The organism is Kitasatospora sp. NPDC058492, assembly GCF_042720685.1.
Lineage (GTDB): Bacteria > Actinomycetota > Actinomycetes > Streptomycetales > Streptomycetaceae > Kitasatospora.
On the sequence record NZ_JBHXMU010000006.1, the window covers coordinates 23705 to 44245 of the forward strand.

Here is a 20541-nt window from a genome sequence, read left to right on the forward strand (position 1 = left end):
TATGGTCGCCGACCCGCCCACGAGGTCACCGGGATATCCGCACGCGGAACGGTCCGCGGGCGGGCAACGGGCAGGTCTTCGGACTCGTGGGCGCACCGGGCCTGTTGGCGTCCGGTACCTACTGGCCATCGCTTCCCAGACCCGTCCCGGGTCCAGTGCGTATGACGGCGGTCGTTCCCACTCACCGCTGCGGGGCAGTCCCGGATTCCCACCGGGTTCCCTCTTGCGACGTCCTGCCTGGCGGGCAGGACGAACCAGCTGCGTCGCCAGCTTAGGGGCAAACCGCCGGGGCCGACGCGGAATTCACGGAAGCCGTCCGCATGGTGAGACTCCCTCGCCGCTCGCGGAGCCGGTGGCGGTGTCGTTCGCGGCGGCGTTCGCGGTGTCGTTCGCGGCGGCGTTCGCGGTGTCGTTCGCGGTGACTCGTCGACCGTCCGGGGCGTCCGGGGCTTCGAAGCGCACCGTGGGCTCGAAGTTGGCGCGGCGGGCCGCGCGGCGGAAGACGGTGAGGACGGCCGGGCCGACGACGAGCACGGCGGTGAAGGTGGTGACGGCCCGGCCGGTGTCCCAGCCGAGCGAGGTGGCGAGGTCGAAGAGCAGGTAGCGGTGCCACTGCTCGGTGAAGGGCAGCCCCGGCAGGTAGGCGATGGAACTGTTCGGGTCGGTGGAGAACGGCCAGAAGGAGAGGTTGAGGAGGAAGCCGAAGAGGTACCCGGAGAACGCCCCGTACGCGGCCAGCATCGCCACCTCCCAGCGCCGCCGTCGGGTTCTCGGCAGCAGCCCGGCGAGCATGCCGACGAACGCGCAGCCGAACATCTGGTACGGCATCCAGGGGCCGACGCCGCCGGTGAGCAGCGCGGAGGCGAACAGCGAGGTGCAGCCGAGGGTGAAGCCGAAGCCCGGGCCGAAGACCCGGCCGGCCAGGACGAGGAGGAAGAAAACCGTCTCCACCCCGGCGGTGCCGGCGCCGAGCGGGCGCAGCCCGGCGTTGACGGCGGACAGGACGCCGAGCATGGCGAGGGCCTTGGCGTCGATGCCGCCGGCCGCGATCTCGGCGATGACGACGGCGAGCACCAGGACCAGCAGGGCGCCGAAGATCAGCGGCGGGGCGTAGGAGGAGCCGAACGTTCCGGGGGCGACGACGAACGGCCAGGTGAAGGCGACCAGGCCGATGAAGGCGGCCAGGGCCGCGACGACGCGGGCCCGGCCGGGGATCCGGACGGCGCTCACCGGGCGGCCTGCGCGGGCGCGAGGGCGGCGGCCACCTGTCGGGTCGTCAGGTAGGGCAGCGGCGCGAGGATCTTGGCGGTCTGGGGGGCGAAGGTGGGCGAGGCGACGATGACCTCGGCGGTGGGACCGTCGGCGACGACCTCGCCCTCGGCCATCACCACCACCCGGTCGGCGGCGGCGGCGACGAACTCGACGTCGTGGGTGGAGACGACGACCGTACGGCCTTCGGCGGCGAGGGCGTCGACGATGCCGGTGAGCGCTTCCTTCGCGTGGTAGTCGAGCCCTCGGGTGGGTTCGTCCAGCAGCACCACCCTTGGCGCGGCGGCCAGTTGGATCGCCAGGACCAAGGCCAGCTTCTGGCCCTCGGAGAGGTCCCGGGGGTGGGTGCCATCGGGGATCCCGGGGGCGAGCCGGTCGAGGATCTGCCGCGCGGTCGGGCTTGCTGCGGCCGGGCCGACTGTGGTCGGACCTGCGGCGGTCGGCCCGGCTGTGGTCGGGCCTGCTGCGCTGCGGGCCTCCAGGTCGCTCTGGGCGAGTTCCTGGGCGACCGTCTCCAGGTACAGCAGGTCGGTCGGGGTCTGCGGGACGAGCCCGACGAGCTGCCGGGCCCTGGTCGCGGAGAGCCGCTTGGGGTCCGCGGCCGGCCCGCCGTCGGCTCCGCGGACCTGCACGCTGCCGCCCTGCCGGGAGCCGGAGCCCTGGAGGGCCCACAGGAGCGAGGACTTGCCCGAGCCGTTGCGCCCCATCAGCGCGGTGACCTCGCCGGCCCGCAGCTCCAGCCCGACCTCCCGGACGGCGGTGACCGGCCCGTACCGGACGACCACCCCCCGGGCGTCCAGCACCCGCTCCCCCGCCACCGCTGCCCGGCGCGGCGGAGGAACGGGCACGTCGGTGAGCCGCTCCCGCAGCGGGGCGGCGGCGCGGCGGGCGTCCCGGACGGAGAGCGGCAGCGGCCGCCACCCGGCCAGCCGGCCGAGGTCGACGACGGGCGGCGCGATCGCGGCGTGCCGGAAGACCTCGGCGGGCGGCCCGTGCACGACCGTCCCGTCGCCGGGCAGGTAGGCGACGCGGTCGGCGTACTGGACGACCCGCTCCAGGCGGTGTTCGGCGAGCAGGACGGTGACGCCGAGGTCGTGGACCAGGCGGGTGATGGCCGCGAGCACCTCCTCGGCGGCGGTCGGGTCGAGCGCCGAGGTCGGTTCGTCCAGGACCAGGACGCGCGGGTGCGCGGTGAGCACCGAGCCGATGGCGACGCGCTGCTGCTGGCCGCCGGAGAGCTCGTGCAGGGCGCGGTGGCGCAGGTCGGCGAGGCCGAGCAGGTCGAGGGTCTCCTCGACGCGCTTGCGCATCACCTCCGGCGGGACGGCCAACTGCTCCATGACGTAGGCGAGTTCCTCCTCCACCGTGTCGGTGGTGAAGCCGGCCAGCGGGTCCTGCCCCACCACGCCCACCACGTCGGCGAGTTCGCGCGGCGGGTGGTGCGCGGTGTCCCGGCCGTCCACGGTGACCCTGCCTCGCAGGGTGCCGCCGGTGAAGTGCGGCACGAGGCCGTTGACGGCGCCGAGCAGGGTCGACTTGCCGACGCCGGTGCGGCCGACCACCAGGCAGAGCTCGCCCTCCGGGATGTGCAGGTCGACGTCGCGCAGGACGGGGGTGGTCTCGCCGTCGTACACCACGCCGACCTGGTCGAATCGGATCACGTGCTCACCTCGGGGGTCGTGCGGTCGGTGCCGGTGCGGCGGGCCCCGGTGGCGGGTTCCGGGGTACGGCCCGGCGGCGGCGCGATCACCCCGGCGGCGCCGGCCAGCAGCAGGGCGAACACCGGGACGAGCGGCAGGCTCGGCCAACTGAGCGGGTAGAGCGAGGGGTTGAGGTCGGTGGCGGCGTAGCCGACGGTGGCGAACAGCAGGACGGCGGCAATCACCCCGCAGCCCGCGACGCCCCACTCGGCGGCCTGCCAGCGGTCCGGCCGGTAGGTGGTGCGCCGCACGCGCCGGCCGCCGAGGATCAGCCCCGCCACGCAGAGCAGGGCGCCCGCGAGGAAGGCCGGAAGCCCCAGGGCAGCGGGGGCGGTTCCGTCCAGGAGCCCGTACACCCCGGCGCACAGGCCGCACATGCCGAGCAGCATCAGGGCGCCGGTGACGCGGCGGGAGCGGCGGGTCGCGGTGCCGGAGCGGCCGTAACCGCGCGAGTCCATCGCGGCGGCCAGGTGCAGCGAACGCTCCAGCGCGTCCTCCAGCACCGGGACGACGATGCTGCGCAGCGCGCGGACGCCCTTCCGCTGCCCGGCCCGCAACCGCCTTGCCCGGGCGACGCGTTGGACACTCTGCACCAGCTGCGGGGCGACGCTCAGCGACACCGTCACGGCGACGCCCAGCTCGTACAGGGCGCCGGGCAGGACCCGCAGGGCGCGCTTGGGGTTGGCGAGCGTGTTGGCGGCGCCGATGCAGCAGATCAGGCAGGCCAGACGCAGCCCGTCGAAGGCGGCGGAGAGGGTCGCCTCCAGGGAGACCGGCCCGCCGATCCGGATGCCCGCGTACCAGGCGGGGGTGGGGAGGTGCGGGAGCGAGAAGAGCAGGTGGTCGTGCGGGGTGATGCCGGTGGCGAAGACGCACCGGAACACCACCCGGATCGCCACCACGGTCAGGGCCAGCCACAGGTAGTAGGTGAACCCGCGGGCCCACGGGGCCTCGGTCCGGCGGGCGGTGACCACGTAGCCGAGCACGGCGAGGACCAGCAGGAGCAGCAGCGGGTTGGTGGTGCGGCTGGCCGCCGTCGCCAGGGCGAGCGCCCAGGTCCACCAGGCCAGCGGGTGCAGGTTCCGGGGGCTGCGCCGGCTCCCGGCGTCCCGTCGGGGGGTGGGCTTCGGGTTGGGCTTCGGCTTCGGGTCGGGCTTCGGGGGGACGGCGCCGGGTTCGTCGGGCTTGGTCACCGGATCACTCGGCCCGTCGGCGGCGGCGGCGCGCGACGACCACGGTGGCCGCGCCCAGCGCCCCCACGAGGGCGGTCGCGATGACGGCAGGGGCCATCGACCCGGAGTCGTGCGGGGCATCGGCCACCGGATTGGCGTCCACCACGCCGCCGGGCACGGCGGGGGTGGACGTCGGCGCGGCCGCGGCCTCGACCGTCTGCGGGGTCGGCTGATCGCTCGGGATGTCCGTCGGCGGCGCGGTGGGCGGCTCGACCGGCACCGGCGTGGCGGGCACGGGCGTCGGCTCGGGCGCTCCGGGCGGAGTGATGCCGTCCTCGGGGGTGGCGGCGGCGCCGGGCCCCGGGGTCGTGGCGGGCGCGGGCGGGCGGGCTCCGCCCGTCGGGGGCTTGGCGGGGGCCGGGGCCCGGCCCGATCCGGTGCCACCGGTCGTGCCTGCGCCGCTGGTGCCGCCGGTTCCGCCGCTGCTGCCGGTGCTGCTGGTGCTGCCGGTTCCGCCTGCGTTTCCGGTGGTTCCGGTCCCGCCGGTGCCACCGCTCGAACCGGTGCCGGTGGCGCTGCCGCCGGTCGTACCCGTGCCACCCGTCGACCCGCCGCCGGAGCCGCCCGTGGTGCCCTGGCCGGGGTCGGCGGGCTGCCCGCCGGGGCTGAAGTTGTTCGCGCGCACGCTGTCCGGCGAGAAGCCCGGCCGCCCCTCGGTGCCCTCGATGTTGGTGCCACCGAAGATCCAGAGGTCGACGCTGCCGGGCTTCGGCTGGTAACTCATCGCGCCGAGCTGGCTGTAGGACCACTCGTTCTGGCCCGGATCGGCGTGCCAGTACGACCAGTAGGCCGTGGCCGGGGGCGTCAGGACGCACTTCTCCTGGTCCGGGGCCGGGAACTGCTTGCCGCCCTGGAAGCCGCTGTAGCCGATCCGGCAGATGAACGCCGGACCGTCGTGGCCGGTCCCGGTGGTCTTCCAGCCGCCCTGGTTGAGCAGGGTGAAGCCGGTGGTCGGGGTGGTCCCGCAGGAGCGCAGCAGCGGGCCGCCCCACTTGCTGAAGTCCACGGCGAGCACCACGCCGGAGGTGGTGGTGCACTGGTCGATCGGCAGCGGCGCCGCGGACGCCGGGGCGGTGCCCACGGCGACGCCGCCGAACGCGAGGGCGAAGGTCAGGGCCGCCGCCCCGGACAGCCGGCCGAGCCGACCGCCGAGTCCCCGGCTCACCGGTGACGCCCCGGGGCGGCTGCGGCGCGGCGCCGGGCGACGAGGACGGCCGCCGCGCCGAGCGCGGTCAGCACACCCGCGCCCGCCGTCAGCGTCAGGGCCTGGGTTCCGGTCCCGGCCAGGCTGCCGGAACCGGTCTGCGCCGGCACGCCACCGGCGGGGGCGACGGGTGCGCCACCGCCACCGGCCGGAGCGTCGATGCCACCGGCCGACCAGGTGGCCGAACCGTCGCCGGTCGAGGGAGCGGCGGTGTCCGAGGGCCCAGCCGTTGCGGGCGAGCCCGTCGGGCTCGGCGTGTTCGTGGGCGTGTTCGTGGGCGTGTTCGTGGGCGTGTTCGTGGATGTGTTCGTGGATGTGTTCGTGGGCGTGCCGGTCGGGGTATCGATCGGCGTGCCCGTGGGAGTGCCCGTCGGCGTACCCGTCGGGGTCGCCGTCCCGGTGGAAGTCGGAGTCGGCGTCGGCGTCGACGTTCCCCCGAGGTCCCGGAACAGCGTGCCGAACGAGATCCCGGTGGCACCGCCGAGCACCTGCGTGGACGCGCGGACGTCCGATCCCGGTTGCCCGGCAGAGGCGACGTTGAACCCGCCGTCCCCGTTCTGCTGGCCCGCCAGGAAGTCGCGCGCCTTGGCGATCCGGGCGCCGTACGAGGCCTGGCGCAGCGTCATGCCCTGGATGGCGAGCGCGGCCGAGTTGGTCGAGTCGCCGGCCGCTCCCGGGAAGCCGCCGTCGGGCAGCTGCCGCGCGGCGAGCCAGCCGAGGCCCTGGTCGACGGCCCGCGCGGCCTCGTCCCCCGGCACGAGGGCGAGGGCCATGACGGCCATCGCCGTGCTGTCCACGTCGGAGTCCCCGGTGGCGGGGATCAGGCTCGGCCAGGAGCCGTCCTGGTGCTGGAGGCCCTTCAGGTAGGCGATCGCGGGGGCGGCGTTCGTCGAGTCCCCGGCCCGGAGCTGGGCCATGATGCCGAGCGCCTGGGAGAACACCGAGGTGGCGTAGGTGTAGTTGCCGGGCGCCGCGCAGCCGGTGCTCTGGTCGGCCTTGGTGCACACGAGGGCGGCCAGGGCGGCGATCAGGTCGTGGCCGCCGAAGGCGCGCGGGTTGCGGCCGACCGCCTCGGCGAGCAGCGCCTCCTTTCCGATCGAGCCGCCGCCTGCGTACTCGGTGTCGATGCCGGTCCAGTCGTTGACGGTGCGCTCACCGGCGTCCTTGCCCGGCTGGTCCAGGAAGTCGACGATCCTGCGCAGCGCGGCGTCGTCGGTGCCGGTGGCCGCGAGGGCGTAGGCGCCGTCGATGGTGAGGCCGAAGTCGGCGAAGGCCGGGAAGCCCTCGTAGTAGCGGCCGTTGATCAGGCGGGACGGGTCGGTGAGGTAGGCGCTGCCCTTGGCGGCGTCGGGGGTTCTTCCGGCAGGCTTCGTGGTGGCGGGCGTCGTCGGCGGGGTGGTGGCGTCCGGGTTGTGCCGGACGCTGGTGAGGTCGGTGCCGGTCAGGGCCAGGATCGCCTGCTCGGTGGCGGCCAGGTCCGGGTCGGTGGTCGACGCGTCGGGGCCGAAGCCGCCGTCCGCGCCCTGCCGGGCGGCGAGCCAGGCCGTGGCGGCGGCCCGGCGGGTGTCCTGTCCGGTGGCCTTGAACGCCTGGGCCGCGCTCGCGGTGCTGATGGTGTCGCCGGGGGCGCCGAGGTACGGGAGCAGGGATCCGTCGGCCTGCTGTCCGGCCGCGAGCTGGTCCGAAGCCTTCTTCGCCGCCGTCTCGTACCCGGGGGCCGTGCGAAGGGCGAGCACCGCGAGGCCGGTGGTGAGCGGGTCGGGCTCGCAGTGCTCGCCGGCGACGATCATCGATCCGGCCACCCCGCCGTCGGCGCACTGGAGCGCCGTGAAGCGGGCGAGCGCCGGGGCGGGTGGCGTGAAGCCGGCGCGCTGGAGGGCGATGACGCCGAGGGACTGGACCCAGGGCGAGGCCGCGCCGGGGAAGTCCCCGGCGGCGGTGCACCTGCCGTTCTCCCCCGCCGCCGTGCAGACGTGGCCGGTGAGCGCGGCGATCAGGTCCCGGCCGCCGAAGGCCCGGGGATCGCTGCCGGTGCTCTCGGCGACGAGGGCCAGCAGTGCGGCGGCCCTCGCATCGGGCTGGCCGGCCGGTCCGTCGGGGTACAGGAAGGCGTCGGTGTGGGCGGCGAGGAAGGCGGTCGTCCTGCGCACCGCCGGGTCCTGCGTGCCGGCGGCGGCGAGGGCGATGGCGGTGAGGGCGGTCCGGGGGTAGTCCGGCCCCTCGACGGCCCAGTTCTCCATGTGGTCGCCGCCGACGAGTTGGCGGGCCAGCCAGGCCGCGGCGGCCGCCGGGTCACCGGTGGCGGACGGCCCGGTCGAGGTCGGCCCGGTCGGGGTCGGTGTCGGAGTCGGGCTCGCCGAGGGTGACAGCGAGGCGGATGGCGAGGCGGACGGCGAAGCCGACGAACCACCGCTCTTCGCTCTCACGGAGTCCGGGGTGAAGCCCGGTGCCCCGCTGGTGCCGCCGATGTCGGTGCCGCCGTACACCCAGGCCTCGACCTCGCCGGGCTTGGGCTTCTGCGTCCCGGCGCCGAACCGGCTGTAGGACCAGGCCTGTTGGCCGGGTTCGGCGATCCAGTACGACCAGTACGCGGTGGCCTGCGGGGTGTTGACGCAGGGTTCCTCGGCCGGCGTCGGGTACTGGGTGCCGCTGTTGAAGGTCCCGGTTCCGAGGCGGCAGATGAAGGCGGGTCCGTCGTGCTCGGTTCCGGCGGTGGTGAAGCCCGCGGCGTGCAGCAGGTTCATCCCGGTCGTGGGGTGGGCGTCGCAGCCCCGGACGACGCCGCCGCCCCAGTGGGTGAAGTCGACGGCGACGATCGCGCCCGTCGTCGCCGTGCACTGCTCGATCGGGTCGGCGGCCGCGGTGCCGGGGCGCCCGAACAGGACGCTTCCGCAGGCGGCGACCGCGACAGCACCGGCGACCACCACGGAGGCGAGGTCCCGGTTCCTGTGACGTGTGCGACTGCTGCTGACCCTCACGACGACTCCCTGGTCGGTCGACGCGGGACGCAACGGCGCAGCCGACGGTCTCCTGGGCAGGGACCGTCCGGACCGCGTCGTAGTCCGCGACGACGCAAGTGCTCTGTGAACAGGCCCCCGGTCCAGGCATTCCGGCTCACCCACCACAGGTGGGTCCACGGTTGCGGGTCAGCGCCGGAGTTGGACCGGCTTCCCCTGAATGCCGAGGGCAAAAAATCGGTTCATCAGACCACGCCGGTAGAACGGGAGTCAACGGGTCGTCATGTCGATCACACCACCTCGTGCACCGGTGCGCCGTGCGGTAGCGTCCGCGGTGGCCGAGCGGGGGAACCCGGTGCGAATCCGGGGCTGACGCGCAGCGGTGTGGGGTGGCCATCGTGCCGCCCTGAGCCCGAATGCCCGCCCGGCCACGCACCATGGCGAAAGCCGGCCCACGCGATCCGGGCGGCGACCGCTCCGGCAGTCGCGCGCCCTTGAACGGACGCCGGAACTCCGGGGCAGGGTCGGCGCCCGCCACCCCAAGGAGCCTGTCCCGTGTCCCTCCTCGCCCCCTCGCGAACCACCCCCTCCCGCGCCGCCTCCCGCGCCGCCTCCGCCGCCTCCGTCGCCCTGACGGCCGGCGCACTCCTGCTCTCCGCCGTCCCCGCCCACGCGACGGCCAGCCCGACCCAGATAGCCACCTCGAAGAGCACCGGCGTCACCTACCTGAAGTCGCTCCAGGCCGCCGACGGCAGCTACGTCACCGGCGGCGGGCTCTCCAACGAGTGGGCGTTCAGCGCACTCGCGGCCGCCGGCACGGCCGCCGCCGACGTCACCCCCGGCGGCGACCCCACCAAGAACGCCCGCCTGGTGTACCGCGGCCAACTCGCCGCCCCCGGCTGGCCGAGCGCCTCACCGGTCGTCACGGACTACGAGCGCGGCATCCTCAACGCCTACGCCGCCGGCATCGACCCCGCCCGGGTCGGCCCGGGCCGCAACCTCGTCGCCGACCTCGCCGCCTACTGGCAGACCGCCGAACCCGGCTACTACGACCCGTCCGCCAACTTCAACGGCACCGTCTTCGGCCTCCTCGCCCTCGCGGGCGCCAAGACCCAGGCCGGCAACCCCCGCGTCCCGCAGCCGCTGCTCGACGCCTCCGTCACGGCGGTGCGCGCCAACCAGCACAACGACGGCGGCTGGAACTTCAGCAAGGCCGCAGGCGACCCGAACGCCCTCGCCCAGGGCAGCGACATCGACATGACCGGCGCCGCCATGGCCTCGCTCTGCACCGGGGGCGTCCCCGCCACCGACCCGGCGATCGTCGCCGCCAAGAACTTCCTCAAGGGCAAGCTCACCGCCTCCGGCGCCTTCAACGCCATGTTCGGCGTCAACACCGACTCCAACGGCTGGGCCGTCTCCGGCCTCAACGCCTGCGGCATCAACCCCCAGGGCCCCGACTTCACCAGCGGCACCGGCAAGAGCCCCGTCGACTTCCTGATCGCCCAGCAGTTCAAGCCCGGCGGCGGCTTCAAGTACCTGCCCACCGACACCTCCCCCTCCCCCTACGCCTCCGTCGACGGCCTGCGCGCCGTCGCCGGCGCCGGCTTCACCGCCACCCCGCCGGCCCCGACCACCGCCGGCGAGCCGGCCTGGGCCGCCACCGCCACCTTCGTCCCCGGCACCGCCGCCAAGCTCCCGCTGGTCATCGACGACGGCACCGGCGCACTCAAGGTCTGCGCCGTCGCCCTCACCCCGACCGGCACCACCGCAACCCTCGGCGACGTCCTCGACGCCGCCGCATCCGCGACCCCCGCCGGCTGCGTCACCGCCGTCACCCCGTCCTCCGGCACCGGCGCCGTCACCGCGATCAACGGCACCGCCAACAGCGGCTCCTCCACCTGGAAGATCACCCTGGACGGCACCACCGCCACCACCGCCACCCGGGCCACCACCGTTCACCTCGGCGACACCGTCTCGCTCTGCTACGGCAACTGATCCGGATACCCTGGCCGTCCTGGACGCGGAAGCAGCGAGCTGACCTGCCATCACATCACGCCGGGTGCACGGAGGGACTTCCACCGGGCCCCCGGCGGCCCGAGCCCGCACCGCCCGACGCCGACGCCCCAGACCAGCCTCTTCGCGACCCGACAGGACCCAACCCACCCGCCGCACAAGGGAGTTATCGGGGCGGAGCCTGGCGGGTTTGCGGCCTGGACTGCGCGGTCGGGGTGCGGTTCTATTCCACAACGCGCCCGACCCGCCCCACTGCTGAACCACCCGATGCCCCACAGCGGCCCCGCGCACCGATTCCGGTACGCGGGGCCGCTCACACGTCCCGGCGCCCAGCTTCTGCAGACCAGGGTCCTTCGCCTCAAGTTCCTTACGTATTAGTTGAGTTCAGAAACACGCAACGGCCACACCGCCGTCCTGGAGATGCTCGGACGAGAGCTGAGCTGGCGTGTCGAACAGCGAGGGTGTGGACCTGGCGGGACCAGGCGGTTGCCTTGTCCCACGGCTGCTGACCACCGGCGGGAGCGTGGTGAACACCCTGTTGTTCACCGCTGCGACGGCCACCATGGTGCTGCTCGCCCGGCGGCGCCGAACGTGCCGCACCGCCGGTGCCCCGGCCCCCCTTCCGGAGGGGCCGGGGCACCGGGGTGTCTCCGGAGGTCAGGGCGCGGTGACGCCCGGCTGGGCGCCGGCGCCGAAGGACCAGCCCTCGACGTCGCCGGGTGCCGGGTTGTAGCTGCCCGCGCCGAGGTTGCTGTACGACCAGGGGCCGCCGTGCTGGGCGTGCCAGTACGACCAGTAGGCGCTGCCGGTGGGGTTGGTGCAGGTCGTCGGCAGGGCGTTGATGGTGCAGACGAAGCCCGGGTAGCGCGGGTGGAAGGTGTACGCGAACCCGGCGCCGGTCAGCGCGGCCAGGCCGCTGGCGGGGTCGCCGGGTGCGCAGCCGGTCTGGATACCGCCGCCGACGGCGGTGAAGTCGACCACGACGGTGACGCCGGTGGTGCCGTCGCAGGCGGCGGCCTGCGCCTTCGGGGCCTGGACGGCGGAGGCGCCGAGCAGGCCGGCGGTCAGGGCAGCGGCGGCGGCGATCGAGCCGAGGGTGCGGCGGGCCGGGCGCGCGGGCGCCGGGGTGTCGGTCATCGGAGCTCTCCTCTCGGGGTCAGCGGGTGGTCAGCGGGTGGTCGCCGGGCAGGCCGGCACGGGCGCGTCCGGGCGGGCACCGGCGGCGGAGAGGGTGGCCAGCGGGGTGCCGGCCAGGCCGAGGACGGCCTGCGCGGTGGCCCGGGCGCCGGTGGCCGGGTTGAAGCCGGTCGCGTCGTAGGCGACCGCCCCGCGCACGCCCGGGTCCGTGGCGCAGCCCTGCTGGAGCTTGACCAGGCTGCTCCAGCCCTTGAGGCCGGCCACGAAGCGCCCGCCGGAGAGCAGTGTCTGCGTGGCGAGGCCGGTGGTGTTGGCGTTGGACGCGGCGGCCCCGGCGGCCGGGAAGCCGCCGTCGGCGTTCTGGTGGGCGGTCAGCCAGCCGAGCCCGGCGTTGGCCTTGGCGGTGCGGCCGGTGGCGGCGAGGGCCTGGGCGGCGAGCGCGGTGGCGTCCGGGTCGCTGGTGCAGGTGGCCTGGCCGAAGGCGACCGGGTAGCCGCCGTCCGCGCACTGGCTGTTGGCGAGGAAGTCGACGGCCGCGGCCGGGGCGCCACCGGTCGTACGGTGCAGGGCGATCAGGGCCAGGGACTGGCCGAAGGCGTTGCTGTAGTCGCCCCACTGCGAGCGGTCGGAGAACCGGCCCTCGGCGGTCTGGAGCGAGCGCAGGCGGGCCGGCAGGTCGACGCCGCCGAAGGCCGTCGGGTTCCCGCCGCGCACCTCGACGGCGAGCAGCAGCTTGGCGGTCGCCCCGGCGTAGGCCTCGGTGGTGCCGTCGCCGAGGTAGCCGCTGATGATCTCGGGCTTGGCCAGCCAGGCGGTGGCCTTCGCGGCGGCCTGGTCGGAGCTGCGCGAGGCGGCGAAGGCCAGTACGGCGTCGATGGTCAGGCCCTGGTCGGGGTAGGCGGTCCCGTTGAAGACGGACTCGAAGTGGTCGCCGTCGACGAGCTGGCGGGCGAGCCAGCCGCCCGCGGCGGCGTCGGGGCGGATCGTCGAGGACGAGGTCGCGGCGGCAGGCGCGGCCTGGGCGGCAGCGGCCGCCGGGAGGACGGTGGCGAGGGCGAGCGCGGGTATCGCGAAGAGGCGCAGGGGGCGTCGGAACGGGGACACGGTGGGCCTTTCCGGGCCCGCACGCAGGGGCCCGGAGGGCGGCGGCAACAAGCCGGGCAGCCCTCGGAGCTCCGGCCCGCAGACCACGACGGGAGGAGGGGACGACACACCTCCGCCGCCGGGTACTCGGGCTCGCCGCCGACGTGGAGTCGGCGGCCTACCGTTGCGGGTCAGCGCCGGATTCGAACCGGACTTCCCCCAGCGGCGGAGTCACAACTTGACGGCCCATCATGGCGATACGGAAAAGATCCGGTCAAGGGTTCGTGCGTCACATCGCGCCACATCGCGCCGCGAACTGCTCGGACCGTCAGCGGTTGAGGAACTCCGGCGGGCGCTTCTCGGCGAAGGCCGCCATGCCCTCCTTCTGGTCCGTCGTGGCGAACGTGGCGTGGAACAGGCGCCGTTCGAAGCGCACGCCCTCGGCGAGCGTGGTCTCGTACGAGCGGTTGACGCTCTCCTTGAGCATGACCGCCGCCGGGGTGGACATCGCCGCGATCGTCTCGGCCACCGTCAGGGCCTCGGCCAGCAGCTGGTCCGCCGGGACGATCCGGGAGACCAGGCCGGCCCGCTCGGCCTCCTCGGCGCCCATCATCCGGCCGGTCAGGCACAGTTCCATCGCCTTCGCCTTGCCGACCGCCCGGGTCAGCCGCTGCGAACCGCCGATGCCCGGGATCACGCCGAGCTTGATCTCCGGCTGCCCGAACTTCGCGGTGTCCGCCGCCAGCAGGATGTCGCACAGCATCGCCAGCTCGCAGCCGCCGCCCAGCGCGTAGCCCGCCACCGCCGCCACCACGGGCTTGCGCAGCGCGGCGAAGCGGTCCCAGGCGGCGAACCAGTCGCCGAGGTAGGCGTCGACGAAGTCGAGGGACTGCATCTCCTTGATGTCGGCGCCGGCCGCGAAGGCCTTCTCCGAGCCGGTGATGACCAGGCAGCCGATCTCCGGGTCACGGTCGAACTCCGTTGCCGCCTGCGCGACTTCGTTCATCAGGAGGGTGTTGAGCGCGTTGAGCGCCTTGGGCCGGTCGAGCGTGATCAGCCCCACCCGGCCCTTGCGCTCGACCAGGATCGTCTCGTAGCCGGTCACTTGCCGTCCTCCCTCAGGGTGGTGATGATCGCCGAGAAGTCCAGGCCGGCGCCGTCGTCGGCCTGCGCGAAGTCCGCGTACAGCTGTGCCGCCCTGCGTCCGAGTTCGGTGGGCAGGCCGGCGGCGTCGGCGGCCCCGGCGGCGAGGCCGAGGTCCTTGGCCATCAGGGCGGCGGCGAACCCGGCCGCGTAGTCGCGGTTGGCCGGGCTGGTCGGCACCGGTCCGGGGACGGGGCAGTTGGTGGTGAGCGCCCAGCACTGGCCGGAGGCGGTCGAGGCGACGTCGTAGAGGGCCTGGTGGCTGAGCCCGAGGCTCTCCCCGAGCACGAAGGCCTCGCTGACCGCGATCATCGAGATGCCCAGGATCATGTTGTTGCAGATCTTCGCGGCCTGCCCCGCACCGGGGGGTCCGCAGTGCACGACCTTGCGGCCCATCGCCTCCAGCACCGGTCGAGCCGCCTCGAAGTCCGGCTCGGCGGCTCCGACCATGAAGGTGAGGCTCGCGGCCGTGGCACCGACCACCCCGCCGGAGACCGGCGCCTCCACGGCCCGGTGCCCGGCGTTCACGGCCAGGTCGTGCGCCGCCCGGGCGTCCGCGACGTCGATCGTGGAGCAGTCGACGAAGAGCGTTCCCGGGTGGGCGGCGGGCAGCAGGTCCGCGTAGGCGGCCAGCACGTGCCGGCCGGCCGGCAGCATGCTGATGACGACGTCGGCCTCCCGTACCGCCTCGGTCGCGGACCGCGCCGGACGGACGCCGCTCTCCGTCCGGGACGCCCGCCGCAGTGCCTCCGGCGCCAGGTCGTAGCCGGTCACGGTGTGTCCGGCCGTGGCGAGGTTGGCAGCCATCGGGCCGCCCATGTTGCCGAGTCCGATGAATCCGATGACTCCGTTGAATCCGTTGCGGTGGGTCACCAGCGCTCCAGGGGTGTGGTGGGGGACAGGCCGAGTTCCCGGTCGCCGAGCGGGGCGAAGTAGCGGGCCACCGTGGCGGGTTCGACGGCGCTCAGCGTCGACGGGTTCCACCGCGGGGAGCGGTCCTTGTCGATGACCTGGGCGCGGATCCCCTCGGCCAGGTCCGGTGTGGAGAGCGCCGCGCAGGAGGTCCGGTACTCCTGGTCGAGGACGGCCTCCAGCGGGCCGAGGGTGCGGGCCCGGCGCAGGGCGGCGAGGGTGGCCTTCACGGCGGCGGGCGAGTTGGCGGCGATCCGGTCCGCGGCCTCCTTGGCCTCCGGTTCGCCGCTGTCCCGCAGGCGGTCGAGGATCTCCTCCACGGTGTCGGCCCCGTAGCAGTGGTCGATCCAGGCCCGCCGACCGTCCAGCAGGCCGGCCGGTGCGGGCCCGACGTTCCGTTCGAGGGCGTCGTGCACGGGGAGTTCGGCCAGGTCGTCCAGCAGCGCGGGCAGCCGCTCGGCCGGGGCGAAGTGGTCGGCGAGGCCGCAGAGCAGCGCGTCCGCGGCGCCGACGGAGCCCGCGGTCAGGGCGAGGTGGGTACCCAGCTCGCCGGGTGCGAGGGCGAGCAGGTAAGTGCCGCCGACGTCGGGGACGAAGCCGATGCCGGCCTCGGGCATGGCGACGCGTGTGGTCTCGGTGACGATCCGGACGCTGCCGTGGGCGGAGACCCCGACCCCGCCGCCCATCACGATGCCGCTCATGAGCGCGACGTAGGGCTTGGGGTAGCGGGCGATGCGGGCGTTGAGGCGGTACTCGTCGCGCCAGAACTCCTCGACGGCGCCCGGGTCCGCGCCGGTGGCGGCGCGGTGGATGGCGACGATGTCGCCGCCGGCGCAGAAGGCCCGCTCACCGGCGCCGGTGATGACCACGGTGTCGACCCGCTGGTCCTCCTCCCACGCGTCCAGGGCTTCGGAGATCCTTCGCACCATGCCGTGGGTGAGGGCGTTCAGGGCCGCGGGGCGGTTGAGGACGATCAGGCCCGCCCGGCCCTCGCGGTGGACCAGGACCTCGTCGAGGTCGTTCCCGGCCATCACGCGGCCCCGGTCAGGCCGCGGGCGACGATGACGCGCATGATCTCGTTGGTTCCTTCCAGGATCTGGTGCACCCGCAGGTCGCGGACGATCTTCTCGATGCCGTACTCGGCCAGGTAGCCGTAGCCGCCGTGCAGTTGGAGCGCCTGGTTGGCGACCTCGAAGCCGGTGTCGGTGGCGTGCCGCTTGGCCATCGCGCACAGCTCCGGCGCTCTGGGGTCCCCCCGGTCCAGGGCCGAGGCGGCCCGCCAGAGCAGCGACCTGGCCGCCTCCAGCTCCGTGGCCATGTCGGCGAGCCGGAACTGCAGCGCCTGGGCGTGCAGGAGCCGGGCGCCGAACGCCTCGCGGTCCGCCAGATAGCGGGTGGCCCGCTCCAGGGCGTCCTGCGCTCCGCCGAGGGAGCAGGCGGCGATGCCGAGCCGGCCGCCGTTCAGCCCGTTCATGGCGATCCGGAAGCCCTCGCCCTCGGCTCCCAGGAGGCGGTCGGCCGGGAGCCGGACGCCGTCCAGCCGCACCTGGCGGGTGGGCTGGGCGTTCCAGCCCATCTTCTTCTCGTCGGGCCCGAACGAGACGCCGGCGTCGTCGCGTTCGACGACGAACGCGGACACCCCGCCGGCCCCCGGTCCGCCGGTGCGGGCCATCACCAGGTAGACCTGGGAGGCCCCTGCGCCCGAGATGAACTGCTTGACGCCGTCGAGGACCCAGTGCGCCCCGTCCCGGCGGGCTCGGGTGGTCAGTGCCGCCGCGTCCGAGCCCGCGCCGGGCTCGGTGAGGCAGTAGCTGGCGGGGGTCGCCATGGCGCTGAGGCCCGGCAGCCAGCGGGCGCGCTGGGCGTCGTCGCCGTAGCGGTCGATCATCCAGGCGACCATGTTGTGGATGGACAGGTAGGCGGCGATGGACGGGCAGCCGGTGGCCAGCGCCTCGAACACCAGCACGCCGTCGGCGCGGGTGAGCCCGGAGCCGCCGGACTCCTCGCGGACGTAGACACCGGCCAGGCCGACGTCCGCCGCCTTGCGCAGCACGTCCACCGGGAAGTGCTTGGCCTGGTCCCACGCGACCGCGTTCGGCGCCAGGTGTTCGCGGGCGAAGGCCCGGGTGGTCGCCGCGATGGCGAGCTGGTCCTCTGTGAGGTCGTGCACGGCGCCCTCAGCCCATCGTCGGGATGGTGAAGCTCGCGCCCTCCTTGACCCCGGAGGGCCAGCGCGAGGTGACGGTGCGGGTGCGGGTGTAGAAGCGGATCGAGTCCGGCCCGTGCTGGTTGAGGTCGCCGAACCCGGAGCGCTTCCAGCCGCCGAAGGTGTGGTACGCGACCGGCACGGGGATCGGCACGTTGACGCCGACCATGCCGGTGTTCACCCGGCGGGCGAAGTCCCGCGCCGTGTCGCCGTCCCGGGTGTAGACGGCCACGCCGTTGCCGAACTCGTGCTCGCCGGGCAGGCGCAGCGCCTCCTCGTAGTCGGCGGCGCGGAGCACGGTCAGGACGGGGCCGAAGATCTCCTCCCGGTAGATCCGCATGTCGGGCGTGACGCGGTCGAACAGCGAGGCGCCGAGGAAGTAGCCGTCCTCGTGCCCCTCCAGCCGGAAGTCCCGCCCGTCGACGACGAGTTCGGCGCCCTCCTCGACCCCGAGGTCCAGGTAGCCGCGGACCCGCTCCAGCGCGTCGGCGCCGACCAGCGGGCCGAAGTCCGCCGCCGGGTCGTCCGAGCGCCCGACCTTCAACGCGGCGATCCGCTCGACCAGTTTGGCCACCAGGGCGTCGGCGGTCTCCTCCCCCACCGGGACGGCCACCGAGATCGCCATGCAGCGCTCGCCGGCCGAGCCGTAGCCGGCGCCGATCAGCGCGTCCGCGGCCTGGTCGAGGTCGGCGTCCGGCATCACGACCAGGTGGTTCTTGGCGCCGCCGAAGCACTGCGCCCGCTTCCCGTGCGCGGCGGCGGTGGCGTACACGTACTGGGCGATCGGTGTGGAGCCGACGAACCCGACCGCCTGCACCCGCGGGTCCTCCAGCAGGGTGTCGACGGCCTCCTTGCCGCCGTTGACCACGTTCAGCACGCCCGGCGGCAGCCCGGCCTCCAGGAACAGCTCGGCGAGGCGCAGCGGCACCGAGGGGTCGCGCTCCGAGGGCTTGAGGACGAGGGCGTTGCCGCAGGCGATGGCGGGTGCGGCCTTCCAGAGCGGGATCATCGCGGGGAAGTTGAACGGCGTGATGCCCGCGACCACGCCGAGCGGCTGGCGCATCGAGTACACGTCGATGCCGGTGCCCGCGTTGTCGCTGAACTCGCCCTTCAGCAGGTGCGGGATGCCGGCGGCGAACTCCACGACCTCCAGGCCGCGTTGGATGTCCCCGTGGGCGTCGGCCACGGTCTTGCCGTGCTCGGCGGACAGCAGCCGGGCCAGTTCCTCCTTCTCCTGCTCGACGAGTTGGAGGAAGCGCAGCAGGACGCGGGCGCGCCGCTGCGGATTCCACGCGGCCCATGCGGGCTGGGCCTGCGCGGCGTCGGCGATCACCGCCTCGACCTCGGCCCGGCTCGCCAGCGGCACCCGGGCCTGCACCCGGCCGGTGTTGGGGTCGTACACGTCGCCGAAGCGACCGGAGGTGCCGGCGGTGGGCTTGCCGGCGACGAAGTGGGTCAGTTCTCGGACCGTCGGGTTCCTTCTCTCGACAGGGGTGGGGAGAGGAGGAGGATCGGAGGCCGCCGCCGGTCGGCGGGCGCACGGTGGTGCGCCCCGCGACACGGGCGTGCGGCGGCAGAACGGAACGTCAGAGTGTCGGGGCCCCGGCGGCCGTGGGCACGGGACGACCAGGAGCGGCAGTGGAGCGGGAGCAGCCCGGAGTCATGCGTGTCGTCTCCATCCTCGTGGAAAACACGGAACACCCGCGGCCGGTATCCTGACTCCCGGATCACCGCACGCCCCCAGGCCTTCCCGGCTGGCTGCCAGTGGCCTTCGTCTGCGAGGACGAACTCCCCGGTCACAGTGGCGGGACCGTGCCGGACTCACACCGGCTTCCCTGACACCGCGGACCTGCCGTCGACCATATAGTTGGACGTCCTAGTAAGTCCAGAGGCCCGCACGCGCGTTGTGCCATCGACTTTCCACCGCGCCGAGCGGCACGTGACCGGACGGTGTCCGCAAATCAGGCGCCCGGCAGCGCGGGGCCGCGAGCCCGTAAAATTAGCTGAGGCACACCTAAGCAACACAGGCCGGGCCCATCTTCGCCATACCGGCGCGGGCAGGCCTCGGCCGCCGACCGCTGTCGGCGCCGGAGGTGCGCCTGCCGGGAGTGTGCCTTCCGGGAGTGTCGGGACAGGGAGAACGATGTGAGGGTCGGTCGGGACGCCAGGCGTCCGCACGGGGAACTGGTCGCGGACGTGCTGGCGGTGTTGTGGGCGGCCGGCGAGCCGCTGACCGCCCAGCAGGTCAAGGAGGCGCTGGACCACGGGCTGGCCCGCACCACCGTGACGACGATCCTCACGCGTCTGCACGAGAAGGGGACCCTGGTCCGCAGCCGCCCCGCGCGGTCCTTCGCCTACGCCCCGGTGGAGGACGCCGCCGGACTGGCGGCCGGGCGCATGCGCCGGGAGTTGGAGAAGGAACCCCAGCGGGACCTCGTGCTGAAGCGGTTCGTCTCCTCCCTGTCCGAGGACGACGAGGACGTGCTGCGCCGCCTGCTCCTCGATGCCCAGACCGAGGCCGAGGCCGAGGCCGGGGCCCAGACCGGGGCCAGGGCCGCGACCGCGGCGGACTCCGGCAGGCCCGGGCCCGAGGACGACGCATGGGCCTGATCCTGACGGTCGTCGCCCTGGCCCTGCTGCTCCCCTGGGCCGCGGCGCCCGCCGCACGCCGCTTGGCCCTGCTGCTCCCTCCGCGCGAGGCCTCGCTCGTACTCACGGGCGCGGCCGTCCTGCTGGCGGGCGGCACCGTCGCGGCACTCGCCGGGCTGTTCCACGTCCCGTTCCTGGCAGGCCTGGAGCACCTGCCGCTGTCCGGCGTCGTCGCCCGGTGGCCGGCCGTGGTGCCGGTGTCCTGCGCTGCCGGGGCCGCGCTGGCCGTCCAGGCCGTACGGCTGACGCTGCGGTGGCGCGGGCACCGCGTGCTCCTCGCCCGCGCCTGGGGCCTGACCGCTGATGCGACGAGCGACGGCGACCTGCTCGTGGTCGCGGGCAAGGACGCCGAGGCCTTCGCCCTGCCCGGCCACCGGGGGCGCCCCGGCCGCGTCGTCGTCTCGGCCGGCATGCTGAGCGCGCTGGGCCCGGCGGAGCGCGCGGTGCTCCTCGCCCACGAGCGCGCCCACCTGCGCGGGCGCCACCACCTGCTGTCCGCCGCCGTCGACCTCGCCGCCGCCGTACACCCGGCGCTGGCCCGGCTGCGGGCCGACCTCGACTACCACCTGGAACGCTGGGCCGACGAGCAGGCCGCCGCCGCGGTCGCCGACCGGCGCACCGCCGCGACCGCCATCGCCCGGGCGGCCCTGGCCGGATCGCCGTCCGCCCGCCGAACCGCCGGGCCCCTGCTGTCCGTGAACACCGGCCCCGTGCCCCAGCGCGTCCAGGCCCTCCTGGGCCCCGCACCCGCCCGCCCGACCGGCCGCAGGGCGCACGCCGCCGTCGCCCTGGTCGCCGCCGTCACGGTCGCGGCCCTGCTCGGCGTGGCCTTGGCCTACGGGCTGCACGAGTACGTCGAGTACGCGGCCCGGACCCTGAGGGCTCACGGCCCGGTCTGACGACATCGATGTAGACCAACCGTGCGGGTCCGGGTATGGTGAGGCTCGGCTTACCCGTGCGGGTCTTGGCGCAGCCGCCCGCCCGCCGGCGATCAGAGGCCGCGTTCACTCCGGCCTCCGGGCTCGGCATCCCCGCG

Annotated in this window: 15 protein-coding genes and 5 riboswitches; of the genes, 3 read left to right on the forward strand and 12 right to left on the reverse strand. The window is 74.5% G+C overall.

Annotated elements, in window-relative coordinates; all coding sequences use genetic code 11:
- Positions 1 to 51 precede the first annotated feature (51 nt).
- A riboswitch (cobalamin riboswitch) is annotated at positions 52 to 274 on the reverse strand.
- A gap of 29 nt (positions 275 to 303) precedes the next feature.
- The 5 genes from ACFWPI_RS05925 to ACFWPI_RS05945 are packed head-to-tail and all read right to left on the reverse strand — an operon-like array spanning position 304 to position 8383.
- A complete protein-coding gene (locus ACFWPI_RS05925) occupies positions 304 to 1230 on the reverse strand; it encodes an ECF transporter S component (RefSeq protein WP_380368367.1) in 927 nt (308 codons plus the stop codon).
- Positions 1227 to 2930 carry an ABC transporter ATP-binding protein gene (locus ACFWPI_RS05930; RefSeq protein WP_380368369.1) on the reverse strand — a complete coding sequence of 568 codons (1704 nt, stop codon included), beginning with the start codon at positions 2928 to 2930 and terminating at the stop codon, positions 1227 to 1229. The genes ACFWPI_RS05925 and ACFWPI_RS05930 overlap by 4 nt, the downstream gene beginning before the upstream one ends.
- A complete protein-coding gene (locus tag ACFWPI_RS05935) occupies positions 2927 to 4162 on the reverse strand; it encodes a CbiQ family ECF transporter T component (RefSeq protein ID WP_380368372.1) in 1236 nt (411 codons plus the stop codon). Before ACFWPI_RS05935 ends, ACFWPI_RS05930 begins: the two co-directional genes overlap by 4 nt.
- A gap of 4 nt (positions 4163 to 4166) precedes the next feature.
- Complete coding sequence (locus ACFWPI_RS05940) at positions 4167 to 5366, reverse strand: hypothetical protein (RefSeq protein ID WP_380368375.1); 1200 nt, start codon at positions 5364 to 5366, stop codon at positions 4167 to 4169.
- Positions 5363 to 8383 carry a prenyltransferase/squalene oxidase repeat-containing protein gene (locus tag ACFWPI_RS05945; protein WP_380368378.1) on the reverse strand — a complete coding sequence of 1007 codons (3021 nt, stop codon included), beginning with the start codon at positions 8381 to 8383 and terminating at the stop codon, positions 5363 to 5365. Before ACFWPI_RS05945 ends, ACFWPI_RS05940 begins: the two co-directional genes overlap by 4 nt.
- A gap of 103 nt (positions 8384 to 8486) precedes the next feature.
- Positions 8487 to 8630, reverse strand: a riboswitch (cobalamin riboswitch).
- A 77-nt stretch (positions 8631 to 8707) separates the two neighbouring features.
- Positions 8708 to 8784: riboswitch (cobalamin riboswitch) on the forward strand.
- Between the two features lie 133 nt (positions 8785 to 8917).
- On the opposite strand from ACFWPI_RS05945, the gene ACFWPI_RS05950 reads away from it, so the two are divergent.
- Positions 8918 to 10357: a hypothetical protein gene (locus tag ACFWPI_RS05950; protein WP_380368381.1), complete on the forward strand. Its 1440-nt coding sequence runs from the start codon at positions 8918 to 8920 to the stop codon at positions 10355 to 10357.
- Between the two features lie 675 nt (positions 10358 to 11032).
- Here ACFWPI_RS05950 and ACFWPI_RS05955 read toward each other — a convergent pair.
- The 7 genes from ACFWPI_RS05955 to ACFWPI_RS05985 form a co-directional block, all read right to left on the reverse strand.
- Positions 11033 to 11512 carry a flagellar hook-length control protein FliK gene (locus ACFWPI_RS05955; RefSeq protein ID WP_380368384.1) on the reverse strand — a complete coding sequence of 160 codons (480 nt, stop codon included), beginning with the start codon at positions 11510 to 11512 and terminating at the stop codon, positions 11033 to 11035.
- A 30-nt stretch (positions 11513 to 11542) separates the two neighbouring features.
- Complete coding sequence (locus ACFWPI_RS05960) at positions 11543 to 12616, reverse strand: peptidase (RefSeq protein WP_380368387.1); 1074 nt, start codon at positions 12614 to 12616, stop codon at positions 11543 to 11545.
- 99 nt (positions 12617 to 12715) lie between these two features.
- Positions 12716 to 12856: riboswitch (cobalamin riboswitch) on the reverse strand.
- Between the two features lie 67 nt (positions 12857 to 12923).
- Positions 12924 to 13700: an enoyl-CoA hydratase gene (locus ACFWPI_RS05965; protein ID WP_380368390.1), complete on the reverse strand. Its 777-nt coding sequence runs from the start codon at positions 13698 to 13700 to the stop codon at positions 12924 to 12926.
- Positions 13697 to 14611, reverse strand: coding sequence for a 3-hydroxyisobutyrate dehydrogenase (gene mmsB, locus ACFWPI_RS05970; protein WP_380368393.1), 915 nt, complete (start codon positions 14609 to 14611; stop codon positions 13697 to 13699). Before mmsB ends, ACFWPI_RS05965 begins: the two co-directional genes overlap by 4 nt.
- The gene (locus tag ACFWPI_RS05975; protein WP_380368396.1) at positions 14608 to 15681 is read right to left on the reverse strand and encodes an enoyl-CoA hydratase/isomerase family protein; all 1074 of its coding nucleotides are present in this window, start codon (positions 15679 to 15681) and stop codon (positions 14608 to 14610) included. The genes mmsB and ACFWPI_RS05975 overlap by 4 nt, the downstream gene beginning before the upstream one ends.
- Positions 15681 to 16820, reverse strand: a complete 1140-nt coding sequence (locus tag ACFWPI_RS05980) for an acyl-CoA dehydrogenase family protein (protein WP_380368400.1) — start codon at positions 16818 to 16820, stop codon at positions 15681 to 15683. Before ACFWPI_RS05980 ends, ACFWPI_RS05975 begins: the two co-directional genes overlap by 1 nt.
- A gap of 7 nt (positions 16821 to 16827) precedes the next feature.
- Positions 16828 to 18315, reverse strand: coding sequence for a CoA-acylating methylmalonate-semialdehyde dehydrogenase (locus ACFWPI_RS05985; protein WP_380368713.1), 1488 nt, complete (start codon positions 18313 to 18315; stop codon positions 16828 to 16830).
- Between the two features lie 228 nt (positions 18316 to 18543).
- Positions 18544 to 18735, reverse strand: a riboswitch (cobalamin riboswitch).
- A 266-nt stretch (positions 18736 to 19001) separates the two neighbouring features.
- Here ACFWPI_RS05985 and ACFWPI_RS05990 point away from each other — a divergent pair.
- Complete coding sequence (locus tag ACFWPI_RS05990) at positions 19002 to 19466, forward strand: BlaI/MecI/CopY family transcriptional regulator (RefSeq protein ID WP_380368402.1); 465 nt, start codon at positions 19002 to 19004, stop codon at positions 19464 to 19466.
- Positions 19457 to 20404, forward strand: coding sequence for a M48 family metalloprotease (locus ACFWPI_RS05995; protein WP_380368405.1), 948 nt, complete (start codon positions 19457 to 19459; stop codon positions 20402 to 20404). The genes ACFWPI_RS05990 and ACFWPI_RS05995 overlap by 10 nt, the downstream gene beginning before the upstream one ends.
- The last annotated feature ends 137 nt before the right edge of the window (positions 20405 to 20541 follow it).

Coding starts and splice junctions, on each gene's coding strand:
- ACFWPI_RS05995 (WP_380368405.1), top strand. CDS start 19,457: ATGGGCCTGATCCTGACGGTCGTCGCCCTGGCCCTGCTGCTCCCCTGG.
- ACFWPI_RS05955 (WP_380368384.1), bottom strand. CDS start 11,512: ATGACCGACACCCCGGCGCCCGCGCGCCCGGCCCGCCGCACCCTCGGC.
- ACFWPI_RS05975 (WP_380368396.1), bottom strand. CDS start 15,681: ATGGCCGGGAACGACCTCGACGAGGTCCTGGTCCACCGCGAGGGCCGG.